Source organism: Blautia sp. BCRC 81119 (assembly GCF_003184505.1).
In the GTDB taxonomy this organism is placed as follows: Bacteria; Bacillota; Clostridia; order Lachnospirales; family Lachnospiraceae; genus Blautia_A; species Blautia_A fusiformis.
Map to the genome: position 1 here is coordinate 117752 of NZ_QJHD01000006.1, position 21912 is coordinate 139663.

22 protein-coding genes are annotated in these 21912 nt (G+C 43.7%); 19 read left to right on the plus strand and 3 right to left on the minus strand.

Going from position 1 to position 21912, the window contains the following annotated elements; genetic code table 11:
* Positions 1 to 26: 26 nt before the first annotated feature.
* The 6 genes from DMI82_RS05455 to DMI82_RS05480 all read left to right on the plus strand — a co-directional run bounded on the left by DMI82_RS05455 (position 27) and on the right by DMI82_RS05480 (position 5363).
* Entirely contained in the window at positions 27 to 1520 is a 1494-nt protein-coding gene (locus tag DMI82_RS05455; protein ID WP_202031280.1) for a DUF5702 domain-containing protein, read from the plus strand.
* 195 nt (positions 1521 to 1715) lie between these two features.
* Positions 1716 to 2315, plus strand: coding sequence for a hypothetical protein (locus DMI82_RS05460; protein ID WP_242981814.1), 600 nt, complete (start codon positions 1716 to 1718; stop codon positions 2313 to 2315).
* An 11-nt stretch (positions 2316 to 2326) separates the two neighbouring features.
* A complete protein-coding gene (locus DMI82_RS05465; protein WP_146207138.1) occupies positions 2327 to 2743 on the plus strand; it encodes a prepilin peptidase in 417 nt (138 codons plus the stop codon).
* Positions 2740 to 3171 (plus strand): TadE family protein, encoded by a 432-nt coding sequence (locus tag DMI82_RS05470; RefSeq protein WP_021652838.1) that lies wholly within the window; start codon positions 2740 to 2742, stop codon positions 3169 to 3171. Before DMI82_RS05465 ends, DMI82_RS05470 begins: the two co-directional genes overlap by 4 nt.
* A gap of 1 nt (position 3172) precedes the next feature.
* Positions 3173 to 4603, plus strand: a complete 1431-nt coding sequence (locus DMI82_RS05475) for a DUF6382 domain-containing protein (protein WP_110102755.1) — start codon at positions 3173 to 3175, stop codon at positions 4601 to 4603.
* 157 nt (positions 4604 to 4760) lie between these two features.
* Positions 4761 to 5363 carry a rhomboid family intramembrane serine protease gene (locus DMI82_RS05480; RefSeq protein WP_021652840.1) on the plus strand — a complete coding sequence of 201 codons (603 nt, stop codon included), beginning with the start codon at positions 4761 to 4763 and terminating at the stop codon, positions 5361 to 5363.
* Here DMI82_RS05480 and DMI82_RS05485 read toward each other — a convergent pair.
* Positions 5330 to 6004, minus strand: coding sequence for a two-component system sensor histidine kinase NtrB (locus DMI82_RS05485; protein WP_110102756.1), 675 nt, complete (start codon positions 6002 to 6004; stop codon positions 5330 to 5332). The genes DMI82_RS05480 and DMI82_RS05485 overlap by 34 nt on opposite strands.
* Before the next feature lie 130 nt (positions 6005 to 6134).
* Here DMI82_RS05485 and DMI82_RS05490 point away from each other — a divergent pair, with 130 nt between their 5' ends.
* The 3 genes from DMI82_RS05490 to DMI82_RS05500 are packed head-to-tail and all read left to right on the plus strand — an operon-like array spanning position 6135 to position 7090.
* On the plus strand, positions 6135 to 6539 hold the full coding sequence (locus DMI82_RS05490; protein WP_015525628.1) for an HIT family protein: 405 nt from the start codon (positions 6135 to 6137) through the stop codon (positions 6537 to 6539).
* A gap of 23 nt (positions 6540 to 6562) precedes the next feature.
* Positions 6563 to 6847 (plus strand): RNA polymerase sigma factor, encoded by a 285-nt coding sequence (locus tag DMI82_RS05495; protein WP_110102757.1) that lies wholly within the window; start codon positions 6563 to 6565, stop codon positions 6845 to 6847.
* Between the two features lie 51 nt (positions 6848 to 6898).
* Entirely contained in the window at positions 6899 to 7090 is a 192-nt protein-coding gene (locus tag DMI82_RS05500; protein ID WP_092072266.1) for a hypothetical protein, read from the plus strand.
* Positions 7091 to 7154: 64 nt separating this feature from the next.
* On the opposite strand, the gene DMI82_RS05505 is transcribed toward DMI82_RS05500, so the two are convergent.
* The gene (locus tag DMI82_RS05505) at positions 7155 to 8222 is read right to left on the minus strand and encodes an undecaprenyldiphospho-muramoylpentapeptide beta-N-acetylglucosaminyltransferase (protein WP_092072263.1); all 1068 of its coding nucleotides are present in this window, start codon (positions 8220 to 8222) and stop codon (positions 7155 to 7157) included.
* Between the two features lie 92 nt (positions 8223 to 8314).
* On the opposite strand from DMI82_RS05505, the gene DMI82_RS05510 reads away from it, so the two are divergent.
* The 3 genes from DMI82_RS05510 (at position 8315) to DMI82_RS05520 (ending at position 11669) form a co-directional block, all read left to right on the plus strand.
* The gene (locus DMI82_RS05510; RefSeq protein WP_015525631.1) at positions 8315 to 9154 is read left to right on the plus strand and encodes a DUF4367 domain-containing protein; all 840 of its coding nucleotides are present in this window, start codon (positions 8315 to 8317) and stop codon (positions 9152 to 9154) included.
* 65 nt (positions 9155 to 9219) lie between these two features.
* Positions 9220 to 9699 carry a DUF6147 family protein gene (locus DMI82_RS05515; RefSeq protein ID WP_015525632.1) on the plus strand — a complete coding sequence of 160 codons (480 nt, stop codon included), beginning with the start codon at positions 9220 to 9222 and terminating at the stop codon, positions 9697 to 9699.
* Positions 9700 to 10052: 353 nt separating this feature from the next.
* Positions 10053 to 11669 (plus strand): MBL fold metallo-hydrolase RNA specificity domain-containing protein, encoded by a 1617-nt coding sequence (locus tag DMI82_RS05520; protein ID WP_059086203.1) that lies wholly within the window; start codon positions 10053 to 10055, stop codon positions 11667 to 11669.
* A 117-nt stretch (positions 11670 to 11786) separates the two neighbouring features.
* Here DMI82_RS05520 and DMI82_RS05525 read toward each other — a convergent pair whose 3' ends face one another.
* Positions 11787 to 12035 carry a TIGR03905 family TSCPD domain-containing protein gene (locus tag DMI82_RS05525; protein WP_110102758.1) on the minus strand — a complete coding sequence of 83 codons (249 nt, stop codon included), beginning with the start codon at positions 12033 to 12035 and terminating at the stop codon, positions 11787 to 11789.
* 175 nt (positions 12036 to 12210) lie between these two features.
* Between DMI82_RS05525 and DMI82_RS05530 the strand changes: the two genes are divergently transcribed.
* The 7 genes from DMI82_RS05530 to asnS all read left to right on the plus strand — a co-directional run bounded on the left by DMI82_RS05530 (position 12211) and on the right by asnS (position 21870).
* Positions 12211 to 12912 carry a 5'-methylthioadenosine/adenosylhomocysteine nucleosidase gene (locus tag DMI82_RS05530; RefSeq protein ID WP_015525635.1) on the plus strand — a complete coding sequence of 234 codons (702 nt, stop codon included), beginning with the start codon at positions 12211 to 12213 and terminating at the stop codon, positions 12910 to 12912.
* Between the two features lie 78 nt (positions 12913 to 12990).
* The gene (locus tag DMI82_RS05535; RefSeq protein WP_015525636.1) at positions 12991 to 13371 is read left to right on the plus strand and encodes a hypothetical protein; all 381 of its coding nucleotides are present in this window, start codon (positions 12991 to 12993) and stop codon (positions 13369 to 13371) included.
* A gap of 113 nt (positions 13372 to 13484) precedes the next feature.
* Positions 13485 to 14654, plus strand: coding sequence for a class I SAM-dependent methyltransferase (locus tag DMI82_RS05540; protein WP_015525637.1), 1170 nt, complete (start codon positions 13485 to 13487; stop codon positions 14652 to 14654).
* Between the two features lies 1 nt (position 14655).
* A complete protein-coding gene (locus tag DMI82_RS05545) occupies positions 14656 to 17109 on the plus strand; it encodes a hypothetical protein (RefSeq protein WP_110102759.1) in 2454 nt (817 codons plus the stop codon).
* Positions 17110 to 17248: 139 nt separating this feature from the next.
* Entirely contained in the window at positions 17249 to 18739 is a 1491-nt protein-coding gene (gene galT / locus DMI82_RS05550; protein WP_110102781.1) for a UDP-glucose--hexose-1-phosphate uridylyltransferase, read from the plus strand.
* Positions 18740 to 18793: 54 nt separating this feature from the next.
* Positions 18794 to 20275, plus strand: coding sequence for an InlB B-repeat-containing protein (locus DMI82_RS05555; RefSeq protein WP_110102760.1), 1482 nt, complete (start codon positions 18794 to 18796; stop codon positions 20273 to 20275).
* A gap of 203 nt (positions 20276 to 20478) precedes the next feature.
* On the plus strand, positions 20479 to 21870 hold the full coding sequence (gene asnS, locus DMI82_RS05560; RefSeq protein ID WP_022426258.1) for an asparagine--tRNA ligase: 1392 nt from the start codon (positions 20479 to 20481) through the stop codon (positions 21868 to 21870).
* The last annotated feature ends 42 nt before the right edge of the window (positions 21871 to 21912 follow it).

Below are 21912 nucleotides of genomic sequence, written 5' to 3' on the forward strand. Positions count from 1 at the left end.
TCCGTTTTGGAAAGGAGAGGTACCCCTTGGCAGGAAATGTGAAAAAAGGCAGCATTACGATCTTTCTGGCTCTGATCTTGAGCCTGGTTCTTTCTCTTGTGTGTGCCAGCATTGAATCTGTACGCATGGCAGCTGCCAGGACACAGATACTTAACAGTATGGATATTGGCTTATATTCCTTATTTGGACAGTATGACCGAACGCTTTTGGAAGATTATGAGCTGTTTGCACTGTATGCAGGTGGAAAAGAAGAACTGGATATGGCTTCTGTATATGATGATTTTCAGACTTATATGAAACCTGTATTGAAACAGAACAGTCAGAAACTGGAGCTTCTCCAGGGCGGATTCAATGGTTATCAGCTTCTGAGCGACGGAAAAGGCGAGATTTTTTACCAGCAGGCTGTTCAGTATATGCGTGAAACTCTGGGAAGCCAGGGGGTACAGACTCTTCTCGGAAAACTGAAGGATCAGGAAAAGAAGACAGAGGACGCAGAGAAAAAAGGAGAACAGGCAGAAAATAAAGGAACGTTGGATTCCTATGATTCTGCTATTACGGACGCCGCGCAGAAGAGCGAAGAAGCAAAAAAAGAACAGGAACAACAAAAAAACCAGGGAGATTTTTCGGATGCAGGAAATGGGGATGATTTTACCGGCGGTGTTGATGAAAGCGTGGAAAATCCTATTCCGATCATCAGAAGAGTCCGTAAAATGGGACTTCTTGATCTGGTAGTACCATCCGAACGGGGAATATCGGATGCGTTTACAGACAGAAAAAGCCTTACATCCGGAAGAAAGCTCCAGACAGGACTAATGTTGGATACGGATATACGATCCGATAATTCGTATACGTCCGGAATATTGTTTGGACAGTATCTGCTAAAGAAACTGGGAAATTATCGAAGACCGGCAGCGGCGGGGTTGAATTATCAGGTGGAATATATTCTTGGAGGGAAGAACAGTGATCGGGAAAATCTGAAGTCCGTGGCAGGAAAACTTCTGGTGATCCGTCAGGGGGTTAACATGGCGTATCTGCTTTCAGATAGTGGAAAACGGATACAGGTCGAAACACTGGCGCTGGCGATTGCATCAGGTTTTCTGATCCCACCGGCGGCAGCAGTGATCGAAGCGGCACTGATCTTTTGCTGGGCATTTGCGGAGAGTATTCTGGATGTCCGGGAACTTTTTGCAGGAGGACATGTACCTCTTATAAAAAACTCCTCAGACTGGCAGCTGTCTTTGAGTAATCTGCCCAATATCCTGGACAAACTGGATTCTTCAAGAAAGGATGCAGGGAATGGAATGTCTTATGAGGATTATCTTCAGGTTCTGCTTATGGCGAAAGGAAAACAGGATAAAATTCTGAGAGGAATGGACATGATCGAGTGCTCTGTACGTGAAAAGGGAAAAAGACCGGGTTTTCAGATGGATCACTGCATCACTGCCATGGAAGCGTCTGCAGATGTAAAAGCAAACAGACGGAAAATATTTACAGTTACACGTCAGTATGCGTATGAATAGAAAGAGAGGTGTACAGGGATGCTTTTTCAGAAAGAAAAAGAAGATAAAAATCAGATAAACAGACTGGATCAAAAAAGAGAAAGGCGCTCTCGAAGAGCTTTTTTCCTGCTTTCCCCGATAAGCCGGAAAACGCTTTCTGGAAAAGTATCCCTGTGCACCTTTCTGAAAAAAGCAAGTCTCACTCTGGAGACTGCGATGGCTTTGCCGCTGTTTTTTTTCGGAGTGCTCACGCTGCTTTCTTTTATGGATATTTACAAGGTACAGACGGAGCATCTGACTGGCTTGTGCCAGAAAGCAAAGGAAGCAGGTATGTATGCGTATGGTGCCGGCGGTTCAGGTACAGAAACGATCACATTGCCGGACGTATATTCCTATCAGCCCATAGGCGGTCTGATCCCGCTTCCTAAAATATGGTTCCATAATACGGTAAAGGTTCATACGTGGAATGGTGTGATATACGAAAATGGAAAGGATACAGTGGAAAGCCAGCCTATGGTGTATGTGACAGAATCAGGAAGTGTGTATCACAGAAAACTGGGGTGCAGTTATCTGAATCTGTCTGTTCAGCAGATATCAGGCTCTTCGGTTAAAGCTTTAAAAAATGCATATGGAGAAAAGTATCAGGCCTGTGAGCTGTGCAGTCGTGGGCAGGAACCGGCCGGAGTGGTATATATCACAAAAAAGAGTAACCGTTTTCATAACAGGGAAAGCTGCAGCGCATTGAAACGATCTGTACGGATGGTGAAAGAAACTGAGGTTTCCGGTGAAATGAGTGCCTGCGGACGATGTGGCTGAAGGGAGAGATCATGAGCAGTGTAAAAATTTGCATGACTGTACTTCTTGTAATTAATACCTGGACAGATATCCGAAAAAAAGAAATCTGTTTACCGGTGCTCTTTATATTCCTGACAGGCGGGATCCTGTGGCGGATCAGGCAGGGGCTTCTCTGGCCGGCAGGGATTATTTCCATGGGAATCGGAGTATTTATAATTTTGACCGCTTTGATCAGCGGAGGAATGGTCGGATTTGGAGACGGATTGTTGATACTGACAATGGGCTCTGTGCTGGGAGCCGGAGAACTGGCAGGGATCCTCTGTGGTGCATTATTGTTGTGCGGAATCTACTCAGGCATTGAGTATCTTATGCTAAAAAAGAGTCGAAGTGAGGAAATTCCTTTTGTACCGTTTCTGCTGATCGGATATTTGGGAGGGATATTTTTGTGAGAAAAATAAAAAAGGGGAGCTTTACAATAGAAGCTGCATTGCTCATGCCTCTGGTGCTTATGATACTGATCGGAGTGCTGTATCTGGATTTTTTTGTACATGACAGAGCATATCTCACTGCGGCAGCTTATGAGGCAGCAGTCAGCGGCAGTATGGAAGGATATAAAAAGAAAGGGAACATATATGAAAAGGCGGATATACAGGGAAGAATGCTGGGAGATATCGGGCTTCCGGGAGGAGAGAATCTGAGCATGCAGACAAATGCAGGAAAAACTGTGAAAGTAACTTACAGACTGGAAGTACCTGCCGGGTTCCTGGGGCAGAAATGGAAGCTGGAAGTCAGTGGTAAGGCAAAGCCTCTGCGGCCTGTGGGATGGATTCGCAAGGTAAAAGGAACTGTGGATATGCTGGGAGAGGTGACGCCATAAAATGAGAACGGAATATAAAAGAGATATGAATCATAATTATCTGATCCTGACAGGAGATGAGAGAATCGATACAGATTCTTACCAGGTAAGGATGATCGTGGCCAATGCTGTGCCTGATCTTCTTCAGTGTCGGATACAGGGAATCGACGGAAAATTCATGGTGTATTATGATATAACTTCCAGGCATTCCATGACTGCGCTTTTTGAGGAAAAAAAGATGGATCTGGAGTCGCTTCAGGTGATACTGGGAGGATTTATACAGATCATGGAAGAAATGTCCGAGTATCTTTTGAATCCCTGTCAGCTGATCCTGGAACCGGAATATATCTATCTGGATGCGGAAAGAAAAAGTGTCCGATTTTGTTATCTTCCGGGATTTCATGGGGAAATACAGAAACAGTTTCAGAGTCTTGCGGAGTATATCCTTCCAAAGCTGGATCATGAAGACGGAAAAGCGGTCATGTTGGGATATAATGTATACAGACGTGCACTGGAGGACAGCTTTCATCTGGAATACATCAAGGAAGAGTTATATAAAATATGTAACAGCGACGAGGAAGATTTTTCTTCATATGAAAAAAAGAAAACAGTGGTCCAGGAAGAAAACAGGATGACAGAGGAGGAAAAAGCAGAGGATCTGTGGCAGGTGGAAGGCTGGGAAAGAGCCAGTGTGTCCGGAAATGAAAAACAGAAAAAATCTTCAGCGGACTCACAGAAGCGAAAAACAAACAAAATATGGAAGCCAGTGGCTGGATTTGGTGCAGCATTGGTGCTTCTTCTAGGAATTACGGCAGGAATGGCCGGCGGATATATTCCAAGAATAAGCAAAGAAATTTTTCTTCTGGGAATTCTTGCAGCAATGATACTGGGGATGCTGAGCTATATTCTGATCAAAAAAGTCTGTGGAAAAAAGAAAAAACTGGATACGCCGGTGCCTGAGCAGAAATATGGTGCGGCGGAAAAAGAGGCAGCTGTATATTCTGAAGATCAGAAAGAATCTGGTACGCTGTCAGGGAGCAATGCCGGTGACAGCAGAAAAGAACTGGAAAAGATCAAAAAAAATATCCCGACAAAAGCGGAAGATTTTTTAGATGGATTTGGTGAAACAGTAGTTCTTTCGGCAGGTGCATCCAAAGGTCCTGCTACATTAGTGAGCCGGGAACCGGGGGAATTGGCTACCATTTATTTGGAAAAAGATATCACAGTGATCGGAAAACTGGAAACTGCGGCGGATGCAGTGATCAATATACCAACTGTCAGCAGGATCCATGCCAAGATCCGAAAAAGGGAGGGGGCATATTATCTGGCAGATCTGAACTCCAGAAATGGGACTTCTGTAAATGGACAGCTTCTGAAAACAGGAGAAGATTATTTGCTGGAGGATGAGGATGAAGTCGATTTTGCACAGGCCCGTTATATTTTTTTGAAATAACAGAGCGAAAAATCCAGTTTTGTATCGTATTAATATGGGACCGTAGGTTGTCCGCCTGATGAAAATCTGTTAAAATAATGAAATAAATTCAAATTTTCAGATTATAACAGCGAGTTATGGGAAATATTTCCGGAACCGCTGTGGAAAGAGGCCGGAATTGGAAGAAATAAAAAAAGAACCTGTGACAGTTTTACTGATCCTCATAAATACGCTGATCTTTCTTGTGGTGGAATTTACCGGCGGCTCGGAGAACGGGCAGCATATGCTGGAATGCGGTGCTGCTTATGCACCGCTGATCCTGGAACAGGGACAGTGGTATCGGATGTTTAGCAGTATGTTTCTGCATTTTGGTGCGCCGCATCTGATCAATAATATGTTGGTTCTGTTTGTGCTTGGCCAGAGGCTGGAACCGGTAACAGGAAAGATAAAATTTTTTCTGATCTATATATTTGGTGGTCTGGGCGGAAATATGCTCTCTTTGTTTTTTGATATGTATGCAGGAAACGCTTCTTTATCTGCAGGAGCTTCCGGAGCTGTTTTTGCAGTCATGGGCGGTATGATCTATGTGATCATACGGCACAGAGGAAGAGTGGCGGATCTGACTGTCAGACAGATGCTGATCATGGCCGCATTTTCACTGTATTTTGGATTTGCAAGTGAAGGCGTGGATAACGTAGCGCATATAGGCGGTTTGTTGAGTGGTTTCCTGATCGCTGTAATTCTTTATCATCCCAGAAAAATATGGAAAACAGTTCCCTGACCGGGAGCGCTCTCAAGCGTGATGTCTCCACTGTGTGCCTGAGCGATCTGTTTTGAAACAGCAAGGCCAAGGCCGGTCCCGGATTCTTTGGTTGTAAAAAATGGCTGAAATATCGTAGCCTGCTGTTCCTTTGAGATTCCACATCCGTTATCCCGGATATCAATGCGGATGCCGGAATTTTCCGGAATGACAGAAAAAGAAATCTTTCCTCCGGGAATAGGAACGGCTTCCCATGCGTTTTTCAGAAGATTCAGAAGCATCTGCCGGACACGGATCCGGTCAAGAGCCATCGATGGCAATGAATCCGGAATATCTGTTTCAAGTGTGATCTCCAGATAATCCAGAGTAGGTTTTATGGAGGAAAGGATCGTTCGGAGGTAGCTGCAGGTGTCAATGTTTTCTCTTTTGACATGGCCTGCATTATTAAATGCAGAAAGTTCATCAAGAAGTTCTTTTACATAATCAAGATTATCCATAACATCATCCCAGTGCTCATATTCTTTGACCTCAGGATGTGCAGATGCGATCATCTGGAGTCCGCTGTTAATAAGAGTCAGAGGATTCCGGAGTTCATGTGAAAATTTTGAAAGTGTATAATGAAAATCGTTTTTAAATTTACTGACTGTAGTATCGTTGCACATATTATCACCTCGAAAAAATATTAACATCAGAAATTTCAAATATCAACAAGAACAGTATTGAAAAATTCGAGAAAATACGACAAAATAAGAATATAGATAAAATAATTTTGCAAACAAGGAGGACAAAATAATGGGAGATTGCATATTTTGTAAAATCGCAAATGGAGAGATTCCATCAGCAACACTTTATGAGGATGAGGAATTTCGCGTGATTTTGGATCTGGGACCGGCAAGCAAAGGACACTCATTGATCCTGCCGAAAAAGCATGCAGCGAATATTTATGAACTTCCGGATGAGACTGCCGGAAAAGCAATGATCCTGGCTAAAAAAATGGCAGGAAAGCTGAGAGATGCACTGAACTGTGATGGATTTAATGTTGTGCAGAACAATGGAGAGATCGCAGGACAGACTGTGTTTCATTTTCACATGCATCTGATTCCGAGATATGAGGGAGATGGTGTTGGTTTAACCTGGAAACCCGGAGAACTCAGCGATGAGGTGAGAGATGAAATCTTAAAGAAAATTAAAGAATGACAAATAGCCACTAAAGAGGAAAAATGAATAATCAGACATTTGAAGAGTTTTATCTTAAATACCGAAAAATATCCAGAGGGTATGCGTATGGGGTTCTCCATGACTGGAGCATTGCTGATGATGTCAGTCAGGATGTACTTTACAAAATGTATACTATAAAGGATGGCCTGAATATTGATAATGAAAAGATGATGTTTTCTCTGATCAAGAGGGCATCTATGAATAAGGCTTTGGATTATATAAAGAAATCAAGCTCCAAGCATGAGTTTGTCTGTCAGGAAGAAGTTGCGGCATTTCTGGAAGAATAGAATTCGGTCGATGCGGAAGAGGTATTTCTGCGTAAAGAGAAGAAAGAATTTATGTATATGGTGCTGAGAAGATTTCGAAAGAAACAGCCGATAAATTATGAGATCTTAATTCAGGTCAAATATCTGGAGATTTCCGTTGAAACAGTTGCAGAAGAATATGGTCTGACGAAAAGTGGTGTCAATAACAGGATATATAAAGCGAAGCGCTGGCTGCAGGAAGAATTTCGCAAAGTATACGAATAAAAGAAAACCCTGCCAGCCCGGAAGGGAGTGGCAGAGTTTTCATATGGCTGTTGTGGAAATATAGTCAGGCTCTGGCGCATTCTTCAATAAGATCAGTGATCTTACTGATGGAATCTACCTGGCCGTTTCCTGCCATAGCATCTGTATATTTCTGACGATCGGTATAGAGCTGGCGGATGGTTTCCAGAAGCTTTTCTTCTGTAATCTCCTCTTCTTCCAGCACTTTACTGAAGCCCTGGCGTTCGAAGGATCGAGCGTTAAGGATCTGGTCACCACGACTGGCTTTGGCAGAAAGCGGGATCAGAAGATTTGGCTTATGAAGTTCGCGGATCTCACAGATTGCGTTAGCGCCTGCGCGGGAGATCACGATATCAGCCATGGCAAACAGATCCGGAAGCTCGTCCTGGATATATTCATACTGGACGTATCCGGCAGTACCGTTGAGAGATTCATCGGTTTTTCCCTTTCCGCAGAGATGAACAACCTGGAATTCCTTCAGAAGTTCAGGGAGGATCTTGCGGACATTATCATTGACAGAAGCAGCTCCCAGACTACCACCGATAACCATAAGTACCGGTTTGTCAGCAGTGAAACCACAGAATTTACGACCGTTTTCCGCATTTCCGGAAAGAAGTTCCTGGCGGATCGGAGTTCCTGTAAGAACTGCTTTGTCAGCTGGAAGATTGGCGACTGTCTCAGGAAAATTACAGCAGATTCTGGATGCAGAAGAGAGACAGAGTTTATTGGCAAGACCTGGAGTCATGTCGGACTCGTGGATTAATGCGGGGATTTTTAAACGTTTGGCCGCGATCACAACGGGAACCGTAACGAAACCGCCTTTAGAAAAAACAACGTCCGGTTTCAGCTCTTTCAGAATCTTTCTGGCCTGGCTGAATCCCTTCAGTACACGAAACGGGTCAGAGAAGTTTTTGAGATCGAAGTAACGTCTCAGCTTTCCGGATGAGATTCCATAATATGGGATTCCAAGTTCTTCGATCAGTTTTTTTTCGATTCCTTCGTAGGAACCGATGTAGGAAATCTTATAACCAAGCTCCCTGAGCTTTGGAATCAGGGCAATATTTGGAGTTACATGTCCGGCAGTACCACCGCCGGTAAGTACGATGTGTTTCATTTGGATTCCTCCTGAATAGTCATATACTATCATTAAATATGAACTCTAACGGAGGAATTGTCAAGGAAAGATAGGATTACAGGAGAAAAATAATGGAAAATTTCAGGGATGCCGAACTGAAAAAATGGTTGGCAGAAGAATATGAAAAAGAAACCGAAGAGATGGAAAAAATCCTGTTTCCAGATGGAGTGATTCCTGATGATGGAGAAACAGAAGAGGAGGCAAAGGCTGCTTATCAGAGGCTTGTAGAAAAACTGAAAGCAGATGGTGTTTACAAAGAAGACGAAACTGACAGTATTAAAACTGATGATCATAAAGAGAATGTAAAAATCGTTTATCTGCCCGAAAAGAAAAGTCATAAAGCAGCTCGCGTAGCGGCAGCAGTACTTGTATGCTCAGCCGGTATCTTCGCCGCAAGCATGACCAGCCAGGCGAACAGGAGGTATTTTATTGATTCTGTGAGGTATTGGGTTGGACATGATACGAAGATTGTGGTAGATAATGATAGAACGAATGAGAAAGAATGTGAAGATGAGCAAAAGGCAATTGATGATATAGAAAAAGAGTTAAGTGTTGATATTCCACGCTTTTTATATCGGCCTGAGGGACTTGAATTCAAAGATTACAATATAAGTAAAGATTTTGAATATGCTTTATTGCAGTATGATTATAATGACACAATTATGACATTATATATTAATAAATATGATAAGGAAACCAAAAGTACTGGTGCGAGTTTAGATGGAAAAGAAATAGAAACAATCAAATTACCGGAGGGAGAAGCGAGCATTCAGGTGAAAAGAATAATGGCTAAAGGAGATAAGAAAGCCAGTTATGTTGCATATTGGAATAATTCCACAGAATTTTATCAAATAGAATCCCAAATGGAAGAAAAGGAGTTTATAAAATTAATCAAAAATATAAAATTTTGACGAGATAATGTTTTTTTTTCATCGTATATATAATGTAATGAAAGTTTAAAGGAGAAAGGCATTATATGAAAGAGAAAATGAAAAGAATAATAAGCATGTTGTTTTTGGCATGTTGCTGCAGTATATTATTTGTAGTTCCTGCAATGGCAGAAGGCTTATCAGATGATTTTTCAGTGGAAACAGATACGGATGGAGATTATGCAGAGGATACGACTTACAGTGTTCTTAGAGGCAATAACTTAAGTTTTGGAACAACAACGATAAAAAAGATGGCAAGTAATAAAGTTGGAATCTCTGGAATAACTCAGTGCCATCATGTATGCAGTAAAGTTTATTTGGATGTTTACTTGGAAAGAAAGGTAAATGGAACATATTCTACATATAAAAGCTGGAGTTTTACAGCATCAAACGCAAGTAATTTAGTTAAAGATCTTACGGTAATCGTACCAAAGGGTTATTACTACCGTGTACGAGGCTATCACGCAGCTAAAGATGGCAGTAAAGAATCAACCACAACCTTAACCAATGGTATTCTTGTAAAATAATAAATCAACAAAATAACACACCCCCCAGCGATGCCACTCCCCCAAAAAAAATAAAAAATCCAGTAAACTTTACATTACCTTCGCTGGGGAATGTCTAAAAATTCTGAATAATATCAAAAAATCTAAAAAAATCCCCTTAAAAAAAGAAACATTTTTCACAAAAAGACTGTCAAAAAACATATATTTCGTGTATAATAAATACAATAACAAACCGTTAATAAACAAAAAGTCGATTATTTCTTCTTGGAATTGTATATCACAGCGTTTCTGGACGATCGGATATCACAGAGAGATCCTTCAGGCTTTTTTGATATGGAAATTTCAGAACGTGGGACGGAAAAGGGGGCTTGTGCATGAAGATAACATTTATCGGTGCTACGCATGAGGTGACTGGAAGCTGTTATTATCTGGAAGCGGCAGGACGGAAGTTTCTGGTGGATTATGGAATGGAGCAGGGACCGGATTATTATGAAAATAAGGAGCTTCCGGTGGCTCCGGGTGATCTGGATTTTGTGCTTCTGACACATGCACACATGGATCATTCCGGAAATCTTCCGGCCTTGTATGCAAAAGGCTATCAGGGGCCGATCTATGCGACAGAGGCAACTTGTAATCTCTGCGATATCATGCTTCGTGACAGCGCACATATCCAGATGTTCGAGGCTGAGTGGAGAAACCGAAAGGGGCGGAGAGAAGGAAAACCGGAATTTATTCCTGCATACACGATGGAAGATGCCATGGGTGTGCTCCGGAACTTCGTCAGATGCCCATATGATAAGATCATCAAACCGGCAGAGGGAATCGAAGTAAGATTTGTGGATGCAGGACATCTTCTTGGCTCCAGCAGTATTGAAGTCTGGATGACGGAAGAGGACAAAACAGAAAAGATCGTTTTTTCCGGCGATATCGGAAATATCAATCAGCCGCTGATCAGGGATCCGGTATATATCCGAGAGGCAGATTATGTTGTGATGGAATCTACCTACGGAGACCGCAGTCATGGAGAACGTCCGGATTATCCGGCAATACTGGCAGAGATCATCCAGAGGACCTTTGACAGAGGCGGCAGTTTGGTAATCCCGTCCTTTGCAGTAGGCCGTACTCAGGAAATGCTGTATTTTATCCGACAGATCAAAGAACAGGGACTGGTTCACGGCCATGATGGTTTTACGGTATATGTAGACAGTCCCCTTGCCAATGAGGCAACTACGATCTTCAGTGAAAATGCATATACCTGCTATGATGAGGAAGCAATGGATCTTTTGAATAAAGGTATCAATCCGTTATCCTTCCAGGGATTGAAGACCTCCGTTACTACCGATGATTCCAGAGCTATCAATTTTGATGAGGACTGCAAGGTGATCATTTCCGCCAGCGGTATGTGTGATGCTGGTCGTATCAAACATCATCTGAAACACAATCTGTGGAATCCCAGAAATACCATTCTTTTTGTTGGATACCAGGCTATCGGAACTCCGGGACGGGCATTATTGGAAGGTGCTGTGGAGATGAAGTTGTTTGGTGAGACTGTGCAGGTAGCTGCTGAAATATGCAAAATGCCGGGAATCAGCGGTCATGCTGATGTAAACGGACTTATAGAATGGGCGAAAGCCTTTGAGACGAGACCAAAACACGTATTTGTTACGCATGGTGATGATACGGTGACGGAGATTTTTGCCCAGAGGCTTAAAGAAGAGCTTGGGTATGATGCAACAGCACCCTTTAGTGGAACTGAATATGATCTTCTGGAGAACCGGTGTATCCATGAGGCTGTCGGTGTTCGGATCGTAAAGGCAACTGCTTCGCCGAAAACAACCAAGGCTGCCCGTGCATATGAGAAGCTGCTGGCTATGGGACGTCGCCTGATGTCCGTGATCCGGAAGAATGAAGGTTGCCCCAATAAAGATCTGGATCGTTTTGCAAGAGATATCCAGTCACTGTGTGACAAGTGGGATAGAACGGACATTTAACCGGATAACAAAGATAACATTGAAACAATTATTTTGTCAGATCATTCTAAAATCACCCTGCGGAAATTTTTCGCAGGGTGATGATAAATACGATATACAAAATAAGATTATGTGAGATCAGCCTTCGTTCAATGCCTGGCGGATGGCTTTTGCAAGCTGATCCGGACATGAAGTTGGTTTGAATCCGCAGCGGATGCCTTCCAGACGGGAGATCACTTCATTTGCATCCATTCCCTCTGCAAGCTGTGCAACACCCTGTGTGTTTCCGGAACATCCGCCTGTAAACTTGATATTGTGAACTTTTTTATTATCGTCGATCTCGAACTCAATTCCTTGAGCACAGACGCCTTTTGTCTTATAAACCATTCTGGTTACCTCCTGTTCTGTTTATTTATCGATTATAGCATCTCTCAAAAAAAGTTTCCATAAAAAATAAAATTTGTTATAATGAACAATGTAGAAAAAGAAAAAGATACTGCTGAACGAAAAAAAACTGTGAAATTCAGCGGGATATCATATTGAAAGAGAGGATTTACAGATCATGAAATGTGTTGGAATCATAGGAGCAATGGAACAGGAAGTAGCAAGACTGAAAGAGGTTATGGAGAATGTATCCATTACTACCAGAGCCGGAATGGATTTTTATGAGGGTGTTCTGGAAGGAAAGAAGGTAGTTGTGGTACAGTCCGGGATCGGTAAGGTAAATGCCGGCATGTGCACCCAGATCCTGGCAGATCTCTTTCAGGTGGAAGCGGTGATCAATACCGGTATCGCAGGAAGCCTTAACAATGATATCAATATTGGAGATATCGTACTTTCCACAGATGTTCTTCATCATGATATGGATGCAACCGGATTCGGATATCCGAAGGGACAGATCCCGCAGATGAAAGAGTTTTCCTTCCAGGCAGATGAGTGCCTTCGTAAGATCGCACATGATGTATGCGAGGAAGTAAATCCGGAGATCAGGGTTTTTGAAGGAAGAATTGCTTCCGGAGATCAGTTTGTATGTGATCAGGGTGTAAAAGATAATATTGTAAAGGAATTCAGCGCCTATGCTGTTGAGATGGAGGGCGCAGCGATCGGACAGGCAGCAGCTCTTAACGGGATTCCATTCCTGATCATCCGTGCTATCTCAGATAAAGCAGATAATAGTGCAAACATGGATTATCCGGCTTTTGAAAAGCTTGCAATTGAGCACAGCGTACGTCTGACCCAGGGAATGCTGAAACGGATGGCCTGATCGGAACTTTGGAGGGAACCGTCATTTTTCTTCTGCATATACTGTAAGAGATAGCAGAGAGAGGACAGCAGAAGAGTTATGATCTATCCAGATTTTTATCCGTTTTATGCTACACAGGGAAGTCCTGGTTTTTATAATGAAGAGAGAGAACAGGAAAAGGAATTTGATCTGATGAGATCATACTATCCGGATACAGCCCGAAGGATCCAGGAAAAAGCGGAAGCACAGTGTCAGCTTTTGGATTATGAGGGAAGCCGGCTGTATGATGAATATCCGGATCGTTTCATGCTCTATCACATCTGTCACCAGGTGAAAGGACAGATGGAAGGAGATACCAGTGTACAGGAGATTCCAGGAGGGTTCCTGGATGATCTGATCGAAGTGCTGGTGTATCAGGAGATTTCCAGACGAAGATGCAGGAGGAAAAGGTGCAGAAAATGTTTCCGCACTGAGTATTAAAATGGCGGTTTACCCATGAACGATACAGTGATACTGGCAGAAGCGACCAAAACTGGTTCGCACAACATCTGTCCATATACAATAAAACAAAAAGTGAATATAATGGAAGTATGATGAAAACAATAAGGGAATTTTTAGAAGAACAGATTAATGAACAGCTGATACAGGCTGTTGTCAGTGGCCGCAGGACTGGCGAGGGACCTTCCAAGGTGAAGCTTCGTCCTGTGGAGCTGAAGGGTCAGATTTTTTACCAGGCGTCCATGACAGAAGGGACGAAGGTTTATCATAAGAATTTTACCAGGGAAGAGATGATCGCTTATCTGGAGCATGCCATGGAGGAATTTCGTCAGCTTCAGGCAACCGGACGCAGTCAGGATGGAAGTATCCTTATCAGCAAGAAAGGGAAAGCAACCATCAAAACAAAACAACACGGGCCTGCACAGAATGAGAAGATAAAGATCGCTCCTCATAACCGGGTGAAACAGTACATTCTCAGAGAGGGAACGGCAGCTCCGTTTCTGGTGGATCTGGGAGTTATGACAAAGGATGGAAAGATCGTTGCTTCCAGATATGACAAGTTCAGACAGATCAATCGCTTTCTGGAGTTTATCAGGGATATCCTTCCGAAGCTTCCTAAAGACAGAGAGATCACGATCCTGGATTTTGGCTGCGGAAAATCCTATCTTACTTTTGCTATGTATTATTATCTCAGAGAACTGGAGGGTTTTGATGTAAACATCATAGGGCTGGATCTTAAGGAAGATGTGATACGGCATTGCAGTGAATTGGCCAGATCTTATGGTTATGACAAGCTGCATTTTTACCAGGGAGATATTGCAGGGTACGAAGGCGTTTCTTCTGTGGACATGGTGGTGACACTTCATGCCTGCGATACAGCAACAGATTTCGCTCTGGCCAAGGCAGTGGAATGGGGGGCTCAGGTGATCCTGTCTGTTCCATGCTGTCAGCATGAACTGAATCGTCAGATCCGAAACGAAATGCTCCAGCCTGTTATGCGTTATGGGATCCTGAAGGAAAGAATGGCAGCTCTGATCACAGATGGTCTTCGTGCTGAGCTTCTGGAAAGCAAAGGATATGAAACCCAGCTTCTTGAATTTATCGATATGGAACATACACCAAAGAATATTCTGATCCGCGCAGTAAAAACCGGAAAGAAAAAGAGCAGGGACAGTTTTTCGGATACCATGAAGGCTCTTCATGTGGCTCCTACCCTGGATAGGCTTCTTTATCCGGAAGAGTCAGCCTCACAGAAGGGAGAATGACATGATGAAGATCCTACGTAAGGGAGCGATACTGCTGGTGATCTTTGTGGCAGTAGTAGCCGGGACCTCATTTCTGATGAACAGTCAGTCTACAGATAACCGCTCAGATATGAACGATGCCACACTTCCAGAGGTTATGGTAAAGATCGGAAGTACCCAGGCAAATAAGATGTATGGATACAGACAGCAGATGCAGACCGATTTCATGAGAGGAAGTATTACTCCGCTGGATACGACCAAAAAAGTGTCTTTTGAGATCAACCCATATGCTGATACAGTAACAGGGCTTGCTTATGAGGTACGGACTTCAGACGGAAGCAAGGTTATGGAGAACCGTAAGATCAAGAATCTCACGAAAGAGGACAACGGCTGTTTAAGTACAGAGATTGAGATCGGCAGTGACCTTCGCATGAACCAGGAGTATTCCATGCAGATCACGCTGGATACCAGTGAGGGGGAAGTCTACTACTATACAAGAGTGGTTTCCAGAACCCAGTTGAATACAGAAGCGTATCTTCAGTTTGTCAAGGATTTTTCCACAAAGTGTCTGGACAAGGAACAGGCAGATACGCTGACCGGATATCTGGAAGCGGAGGATATTTCCGGCGGAACGAATTACAATAATATTTCCATCAGTTCTGGACTTTCCAATATCAGCTGGGGATCCCTTTCTCCGAAGCTCTACATGGAAGGAGTTCCGCTGATCGATGATATCAATGAAACGACTGCAAGTATCACGCTGGATTATCAGGTTTCCGCACAGGATGATGAGGGTAAAACCGAAATTTATGATGTTACGGAATTTTACCGTATGCGTTATACAGAAACAAGGATCATGCTGCTGGATTTTAAACGTTCTGCAACGAAGGTATTTGATCCGTCTCAGAAGGTAGTTTCCGATGCAGGCCTGCTTCTGGGTGTCCGTGACAAGAATGTCACCTATGCTTCAGACAGCAGTGGAAAGATCGTTGCTTTTGAGCAGGATGGGGATCTCTGGTCTTATGCACCGTCCAGCGGAAAGATCACAAGGATCTTCAGCTTCCGCAAAGAGGAAGATAACGATTCCAGATATGTGCGCAACGAACATGATATCAAGATCATCCGAGTGGCAGATAACGGGGATGTAGACTTTGTATTGTACGGTTACATGAACCGTGGTGTTCACGAGGGATACAGCGGTGTCTGTGTTTATCACTACAACAGCGACCGTAATGTGGTGGAAGAAAAAGTATTCATACCAAGTACAGAATCCTACGAGTTCCTGAAGGAAGATCTTGGAACACTCACTTATGTAAACAAAAACAATCAGCTGTTTCTGCTGTTTGCACAGAAGCTGTATCAGGTAGATATTGAGACAGGAACCTCACAGGTTCTGGAAGAAGGAATCAAACAGAACCATTTTGTTGTGTCAGATACCAAGGCACATGCAGCATGGCTGATCGAATCCGGAGATGATGCAGGGAAGATCCGGGAAATTGAATTTGATTCTCTGAAAACAAGAGATATTTCGCCGGAAAGCGGAAAAAATCTGAGAGCTCTGGGATTTATGAATGAAGATCTGGTATATGGGATCCTTTCCGATGAAGACATTCTTACGGATGCCAACGGACATGAAACAGAGGGAATCAGTACATTCCGCATTGAAAGCTTTAAAGGAAAGGTGAAAAAAGAGTATCGTCAGGATGGCCTTTATATCACCAACGTAACGGTTGGCAGTACCATGATGGAGTTTGAACTTTCTGCAAAATCCGGGAATGCTTATACAGTCCAGAAAAAGGACAATATCATGAATAACAAAAAAGCATCCGGAAGCCAGATAGATGTAGCATTGATCACTACAAACCGTGCAGGAACGCTGATCCGCCTGACCATGACCCAGAAACCGGAGACAGACAGTCCGCTGCTTGTTTGTTCCAAGATCGAGAGTACTGAAGACTCATCGGTAACATTGGATACTACCGTTCCACAGGGAGAACTTTATTATGTTTATGCATATGGTTCTCTTGACCGTATCTATACCGATCCGGCTGCAGCTGTGAAACGCGCGGATGCGCAGACTGGAGTGGTACTTAACCGTGCGCAGCAGTATGTCTGGGAACGTGGAAACAAAAAAACAAAGCTCCAGATGAATATAGAGGATGTACCGGAAAGTATACGTACAGCCAACTGGAAGAAAAAAGAACTTCAGGATAGCCTTGGTGATATGGGAACGGTGATCGATCTGACCGGCTGCACTCTTGACAATGTTCTTTATGAGGTCAGTGCCCAGAGACCGGTGATCGCCAAGACAGGAGAAAATTCCAGTGTGGTGATCGTAGGCTATGATGAATATAATACCTATCTTTATGATCCGGCAACAGGGCAGATCAGCCCGTATGGAATGAATGACAGTACAGCGCTGTTTGAGAGTGCCGGAAATGTATTTCTCACCTATATAGAAAACGTCATAGAATGATGCTTACAGAGCAGGCCGGATGAAGGCCATGGGGTTACAGCAGGATGGCAAGACGGGAGTTCCCGTTTGGCATAAATCGGAAAACAGGAAAAAAGTTCCTGTTTTCCGGGGAAAGCGCGACAGGAAAGGGGAAAAATCAATGTTAAGTGAAAGTATTAAAAAACTGGTACAGTATGGGGTGGAGAGTGGTATTACTCCGGAATGCGAAAGAATTTATGCAACCAATCTCCTTCTGGATGCCTTTGGGGAAAGCGAATATACAGAACCGGAGACAGAGTATGCTAAAATCAATCTTGAGGAGACTTTGAACGAACTTCTTGATGAGGCTGTAAAGAGGGGCATCATCGAGGACAGTATTGTGTACAGAGATCTCTTTGATACAAAACTGATGAACTGTCTGATGCCGCGTCCTGCCCAGGTACAGAGAGAATTCTGGGATGCTTATAAAGAAGATCCGGAAAAAGCTACAGATTATTTTTATAAGCTGAGTCAGGACAGTAACTATATCAGACGTTATCGCGTAAAAAAAGATCAGAAATGGACAGTAGACAGCGAATATGGCAAGATCGATATCACGATCAACCTGTCCAAGCCGGAAAAAGACCCAAAGGCTATCGCAGCTGCCAAGCTGGTAAAATCCAGCAGCTATCCAAAATGTCTGCTTTGTCCGGAAAATGAAGGCTATGCAGGAAGAGTCAATCATCCGGCAAGGGAGAACCACAGGATCATCCCGATCACCGTCAATGACAGTCCATGGGGCTTCCAGTACTCTCCATATGTTTACTACAATGAACATTGTATCGTATTTAACAGTCAGCATACTCCGATGAAGATCGAGAGAAATACATTTATCAAGCTGTTTGATTTTGTAAAGCTGTTCCCACATTATTTCCTTGGCTCCAATGCGGATCTTCCAATCGTAGGAGGTTCTATCCTCAGCCACGATCATTTCCAGGGCGGGCATTACACCTTTGCCATGGCGAAGGCAGAGATTGAAAAGCATGTGACGATCCCGGGATACGAAGATGTGGAAGCCGGCATTGTAAAATGGCCTCTTTCCGTACTGCGTATCCGCAGCAAAGACGAGACGAGACTGATCGATCTGGCAACACATGTACTGGCAGGCTGGAGAGGATATACGGATGAGGCTGCATTTATCTTTTCAGAAACAGACGGAGAGCCGCATAACACCATCACACCGATCGCACGTAAAGTGGGAGATACCTTTGAACTGGATCTGACATTACGTAACAATATCACAACAGAGGAGCATCCGCTGGGGGTTTATCATCCGCATGCATGCTATCATCATATCAAGAAAGAGAATATCGGTCTTATCGAAGTTATGGGACTCGCTGTTCTTCCGGCACGTCTGAAAGAAGAGCTGGAGCTTCTTGAAGAATACATTTTAAGCGGCAGGGACATTGCTTCCAATGAGAAAATCGAGAAACATGCTGCATGGGTTGCAGAATTTCTGCCAAAATATGAGAAACTTGATAAAGATAATATCCAGGAAGTCCTTCGCAGGGAAGTGGGCAATGTATTTGTTCATGTACTGGAGGATGCCGGTGTTTATAAATGCACACCAGAGGGCAGGGATGCATTTATGAGATTTATCAATACTCTGTAAAAAAGTACGGAGGCACCCGGGGATGGATATGTATTTCAGGAGGAGTTTGTTTATATGAAAAACAGAGAAAAAACCGGAAAGGCCTTTCGGATAAAATGGCTTTTGCTGGCACTTGTGGCAGCTGCACTGATCTTTGTGCCGGCTGCATCGCATAAGGTGTCGGCGGCGAAGCTTGTTTATACCGTTAAGTTCAATAATAATTCAGGTACCAGCAAAAGTAAGACGTATACCGCACTGACACAGAACGTGACATTAAATACTACGATCCGGCTTCCGGCAGTACCCAAGGCTGTGGGATATCAGAATCTCGGATGGACTACACGGAAGGGGAGCAGTAAGGTAGTATATAAAGCAGGTGCCCGCGTAAAGGTCAGAAAAGATATGACTCTGTATGCGGTCCGCAGAAAGAGCAGATACTATACCGTAAACTTCTATCTTGGAAATGGAAGCACCAATTCCGCATATAAGAAGCTGCAGAAAAAAGTAGAAGAGGGTACATATTACACATTGCCTGCAGTTCCATCCAGATCGGGATATGTAAATCTTGGCTGGTCAATAGCAAAGAACGGCAAGGCATCTACTGCAAAAAAAGTAGGAACGAAGATTAAAATCTCCGGTAATATCAGATACTATTCCGTACAGATGCAGTCAGTAAAAGTAAATCTCCGCAAGGCAAACGGAACCGTATGGAAGACAGTAACACTTGGAAAGGGCGGTTACCTTAAGCTCCCATCTGTATCCAATGCGACAGGTTATACGTTTATGGGCTGGTCTAAGACCAGACGGACCGGTTCTTCCACAGATCCGGATTATGAAGCCGGCGAACTTCTGCGGATCAACAAAAACACCAATCTGTATGCGACAGTATTTAACCGTGCACTGGAGAAGGATATCAGCTCCGATGAGATGGCTCATCCGGCGATCGGTATGATGTACAGTAAGGTTATTTTTGTGGGAGATTCCCGTACTGCAGGAATACAGGCGACACTGAAAAAACAGATGAGCAGTTCTGTAACAAATGGGGTTTCTTTTGTTGCAAACCCAGGAAAGGGCTTGAGCTGGTTCCGAGATACAGGATATGCACAGCTTATAGAAGAGATCGACAAAACAGAAGGTTCCAAACCGATCGCCGTTATCTTTAATCTGGGTGTCAATGACCTGGGAAATGCAGGCAATTATGTCAGCTATATGACCAGTATCGCATCCACATTGAAAAGTAAGAACTGTAAACTCTTTTATATGTCTGTAAACCCGATCAACAGTACCATGATCACAAAAGCAGGAAGAGGCGCCCGTACAGAGGCACAGGTAAGAGAATTCAACAGCAAGATCCGTTCCGGTCTTTCTCTGGATTACAAGTACATCGATATGTACAGCGTACTTATGAAAAAAGGCTACGGGACCAATGCTTCCTACAATGGCACAGACGCTGACAGTGATGATGGACTTCACTACACAACAAAGACATTCAAGAGGATCTACTATTACTGCATTACTTATCTCAACACAGGAAGTATCAACGCATCTTATTATTAATGGTATAACAGACAGAAAAATCCCGTCTGCCGGAGACATTCCGCCAGGCGGGATTTTTCTGTCCGGCGGCCCGCTATTTTTCTGTCCGACAGGGCAATTACTCCTTGCACGAACCATGAGAATAGTCTATACTTAATTCGATACGGACGTTTGGAGGTCCGCAGGGACGTGTGATCCTGAATATGAGGAATGAGGTATAGATTATGAAACTGACAACAGTGAAAGAGATTTACAGAAACCGTGAACAGTATCTCGACAAAGAGATCACCGTAGGTGGATGGGTACGAAGTGTTCGTGATTCCAAGGCGTTTGGATTCATCGTACTTCATGATGGAAGCTTTTTTGAAACTCTTCAGATCGTATATCATGATAACATGGAGAATTTCGCAGAGGTTTCCAAGCTGAACGTTGGAGCAGCCATCATTGTTAAGGGAACGCTGGTAGCTACCCCTCAGGCGAAGCAGCCATTTGAGATCCAGGCAACAGAGATATCTGTAGAGGGAGCTTCCGCACCGGATTATCCACTTCAGAAGAAGAGACACAGTCTTGAATACTTAAGGACCATGACACATTTAAGACCGAGAACAAATACTTTTCAGGCTGTATTCCGTGTACGTTCTCTCTGTGCATATGCGATCCATAAATTTTTCCAGGAGAGAGGCTTTGTCTATGTGCATACACCGCTGATCACAGGAAGTGACTGTGAAGGTGCAGGAGAGATGTTTCAGGTAACAACACTGGATCCGAAGAATATTCCACTGACAGAGGATGGAAGTGTTGATTATTCACAGGATTTCTTCGGAAAGGAGACAAACCTTACCGTAAGCGGACAGCTGAACGGAGAGACTTATGCACAGGCATTCCGCAATATCTACACATTCGGACCGACCTTCCGTGCTGAGAATTCCAACACTACCCGTCATGCAGCTGAGTTCTGGATGATCGAGCCTGAGTGTGCGTTTGCAGACCTTCAGGACGCTATGGAGCTTGCAGAGGCTATGCTGAAATACGTGATCCGTTATGTCTTTGAGAATGCACCGGAGGAAATGAACTTCTTCAATTCCTTCATTGACAAGGGGCTTCTTGACAGACTGAACCATGTGCTTAATTCTGAATTTGCGCATGTGACCTATACAGAGGCTGTTGAGATCCTTGAGAAGAACAATGACAAATTTGATTACAAGGTATTCTGGGGATGTGATCTTCAGACAGAGCATGAGCGCTATCTGACAGAGCAGGTCTACAAGAGACCGGTATTTGTTACAGATTATCCGAAGGAGATCAAGGCATTCTACATGAAACTCAACGAGGATGGAAAGACAGTTGCGGCTATGGACTGTCTGGTGCCGGGAATCGGAGAGATCATCGGAGGAAGCCAGAGAGAGGATGACTACGACAAGCTGAGAACACGTATGGATGAGCTGGGTCTGAAACCGGAGGATTACGATTTCTATCTGGATCTTCGTAAATATGGTTCCACACGTCATTCCGGCTTTGGTCTTGGATTTGAGAGATGTGTCATGTACCTTACAGGTATGGGCAACATCCGTGACGTGATCCCATTCCCGAGAACTGTAAAGAACTGCGATCTTTGATCAGAACACTTTTGCACAGCAGGACGTTCTGTGCTCCTGAGA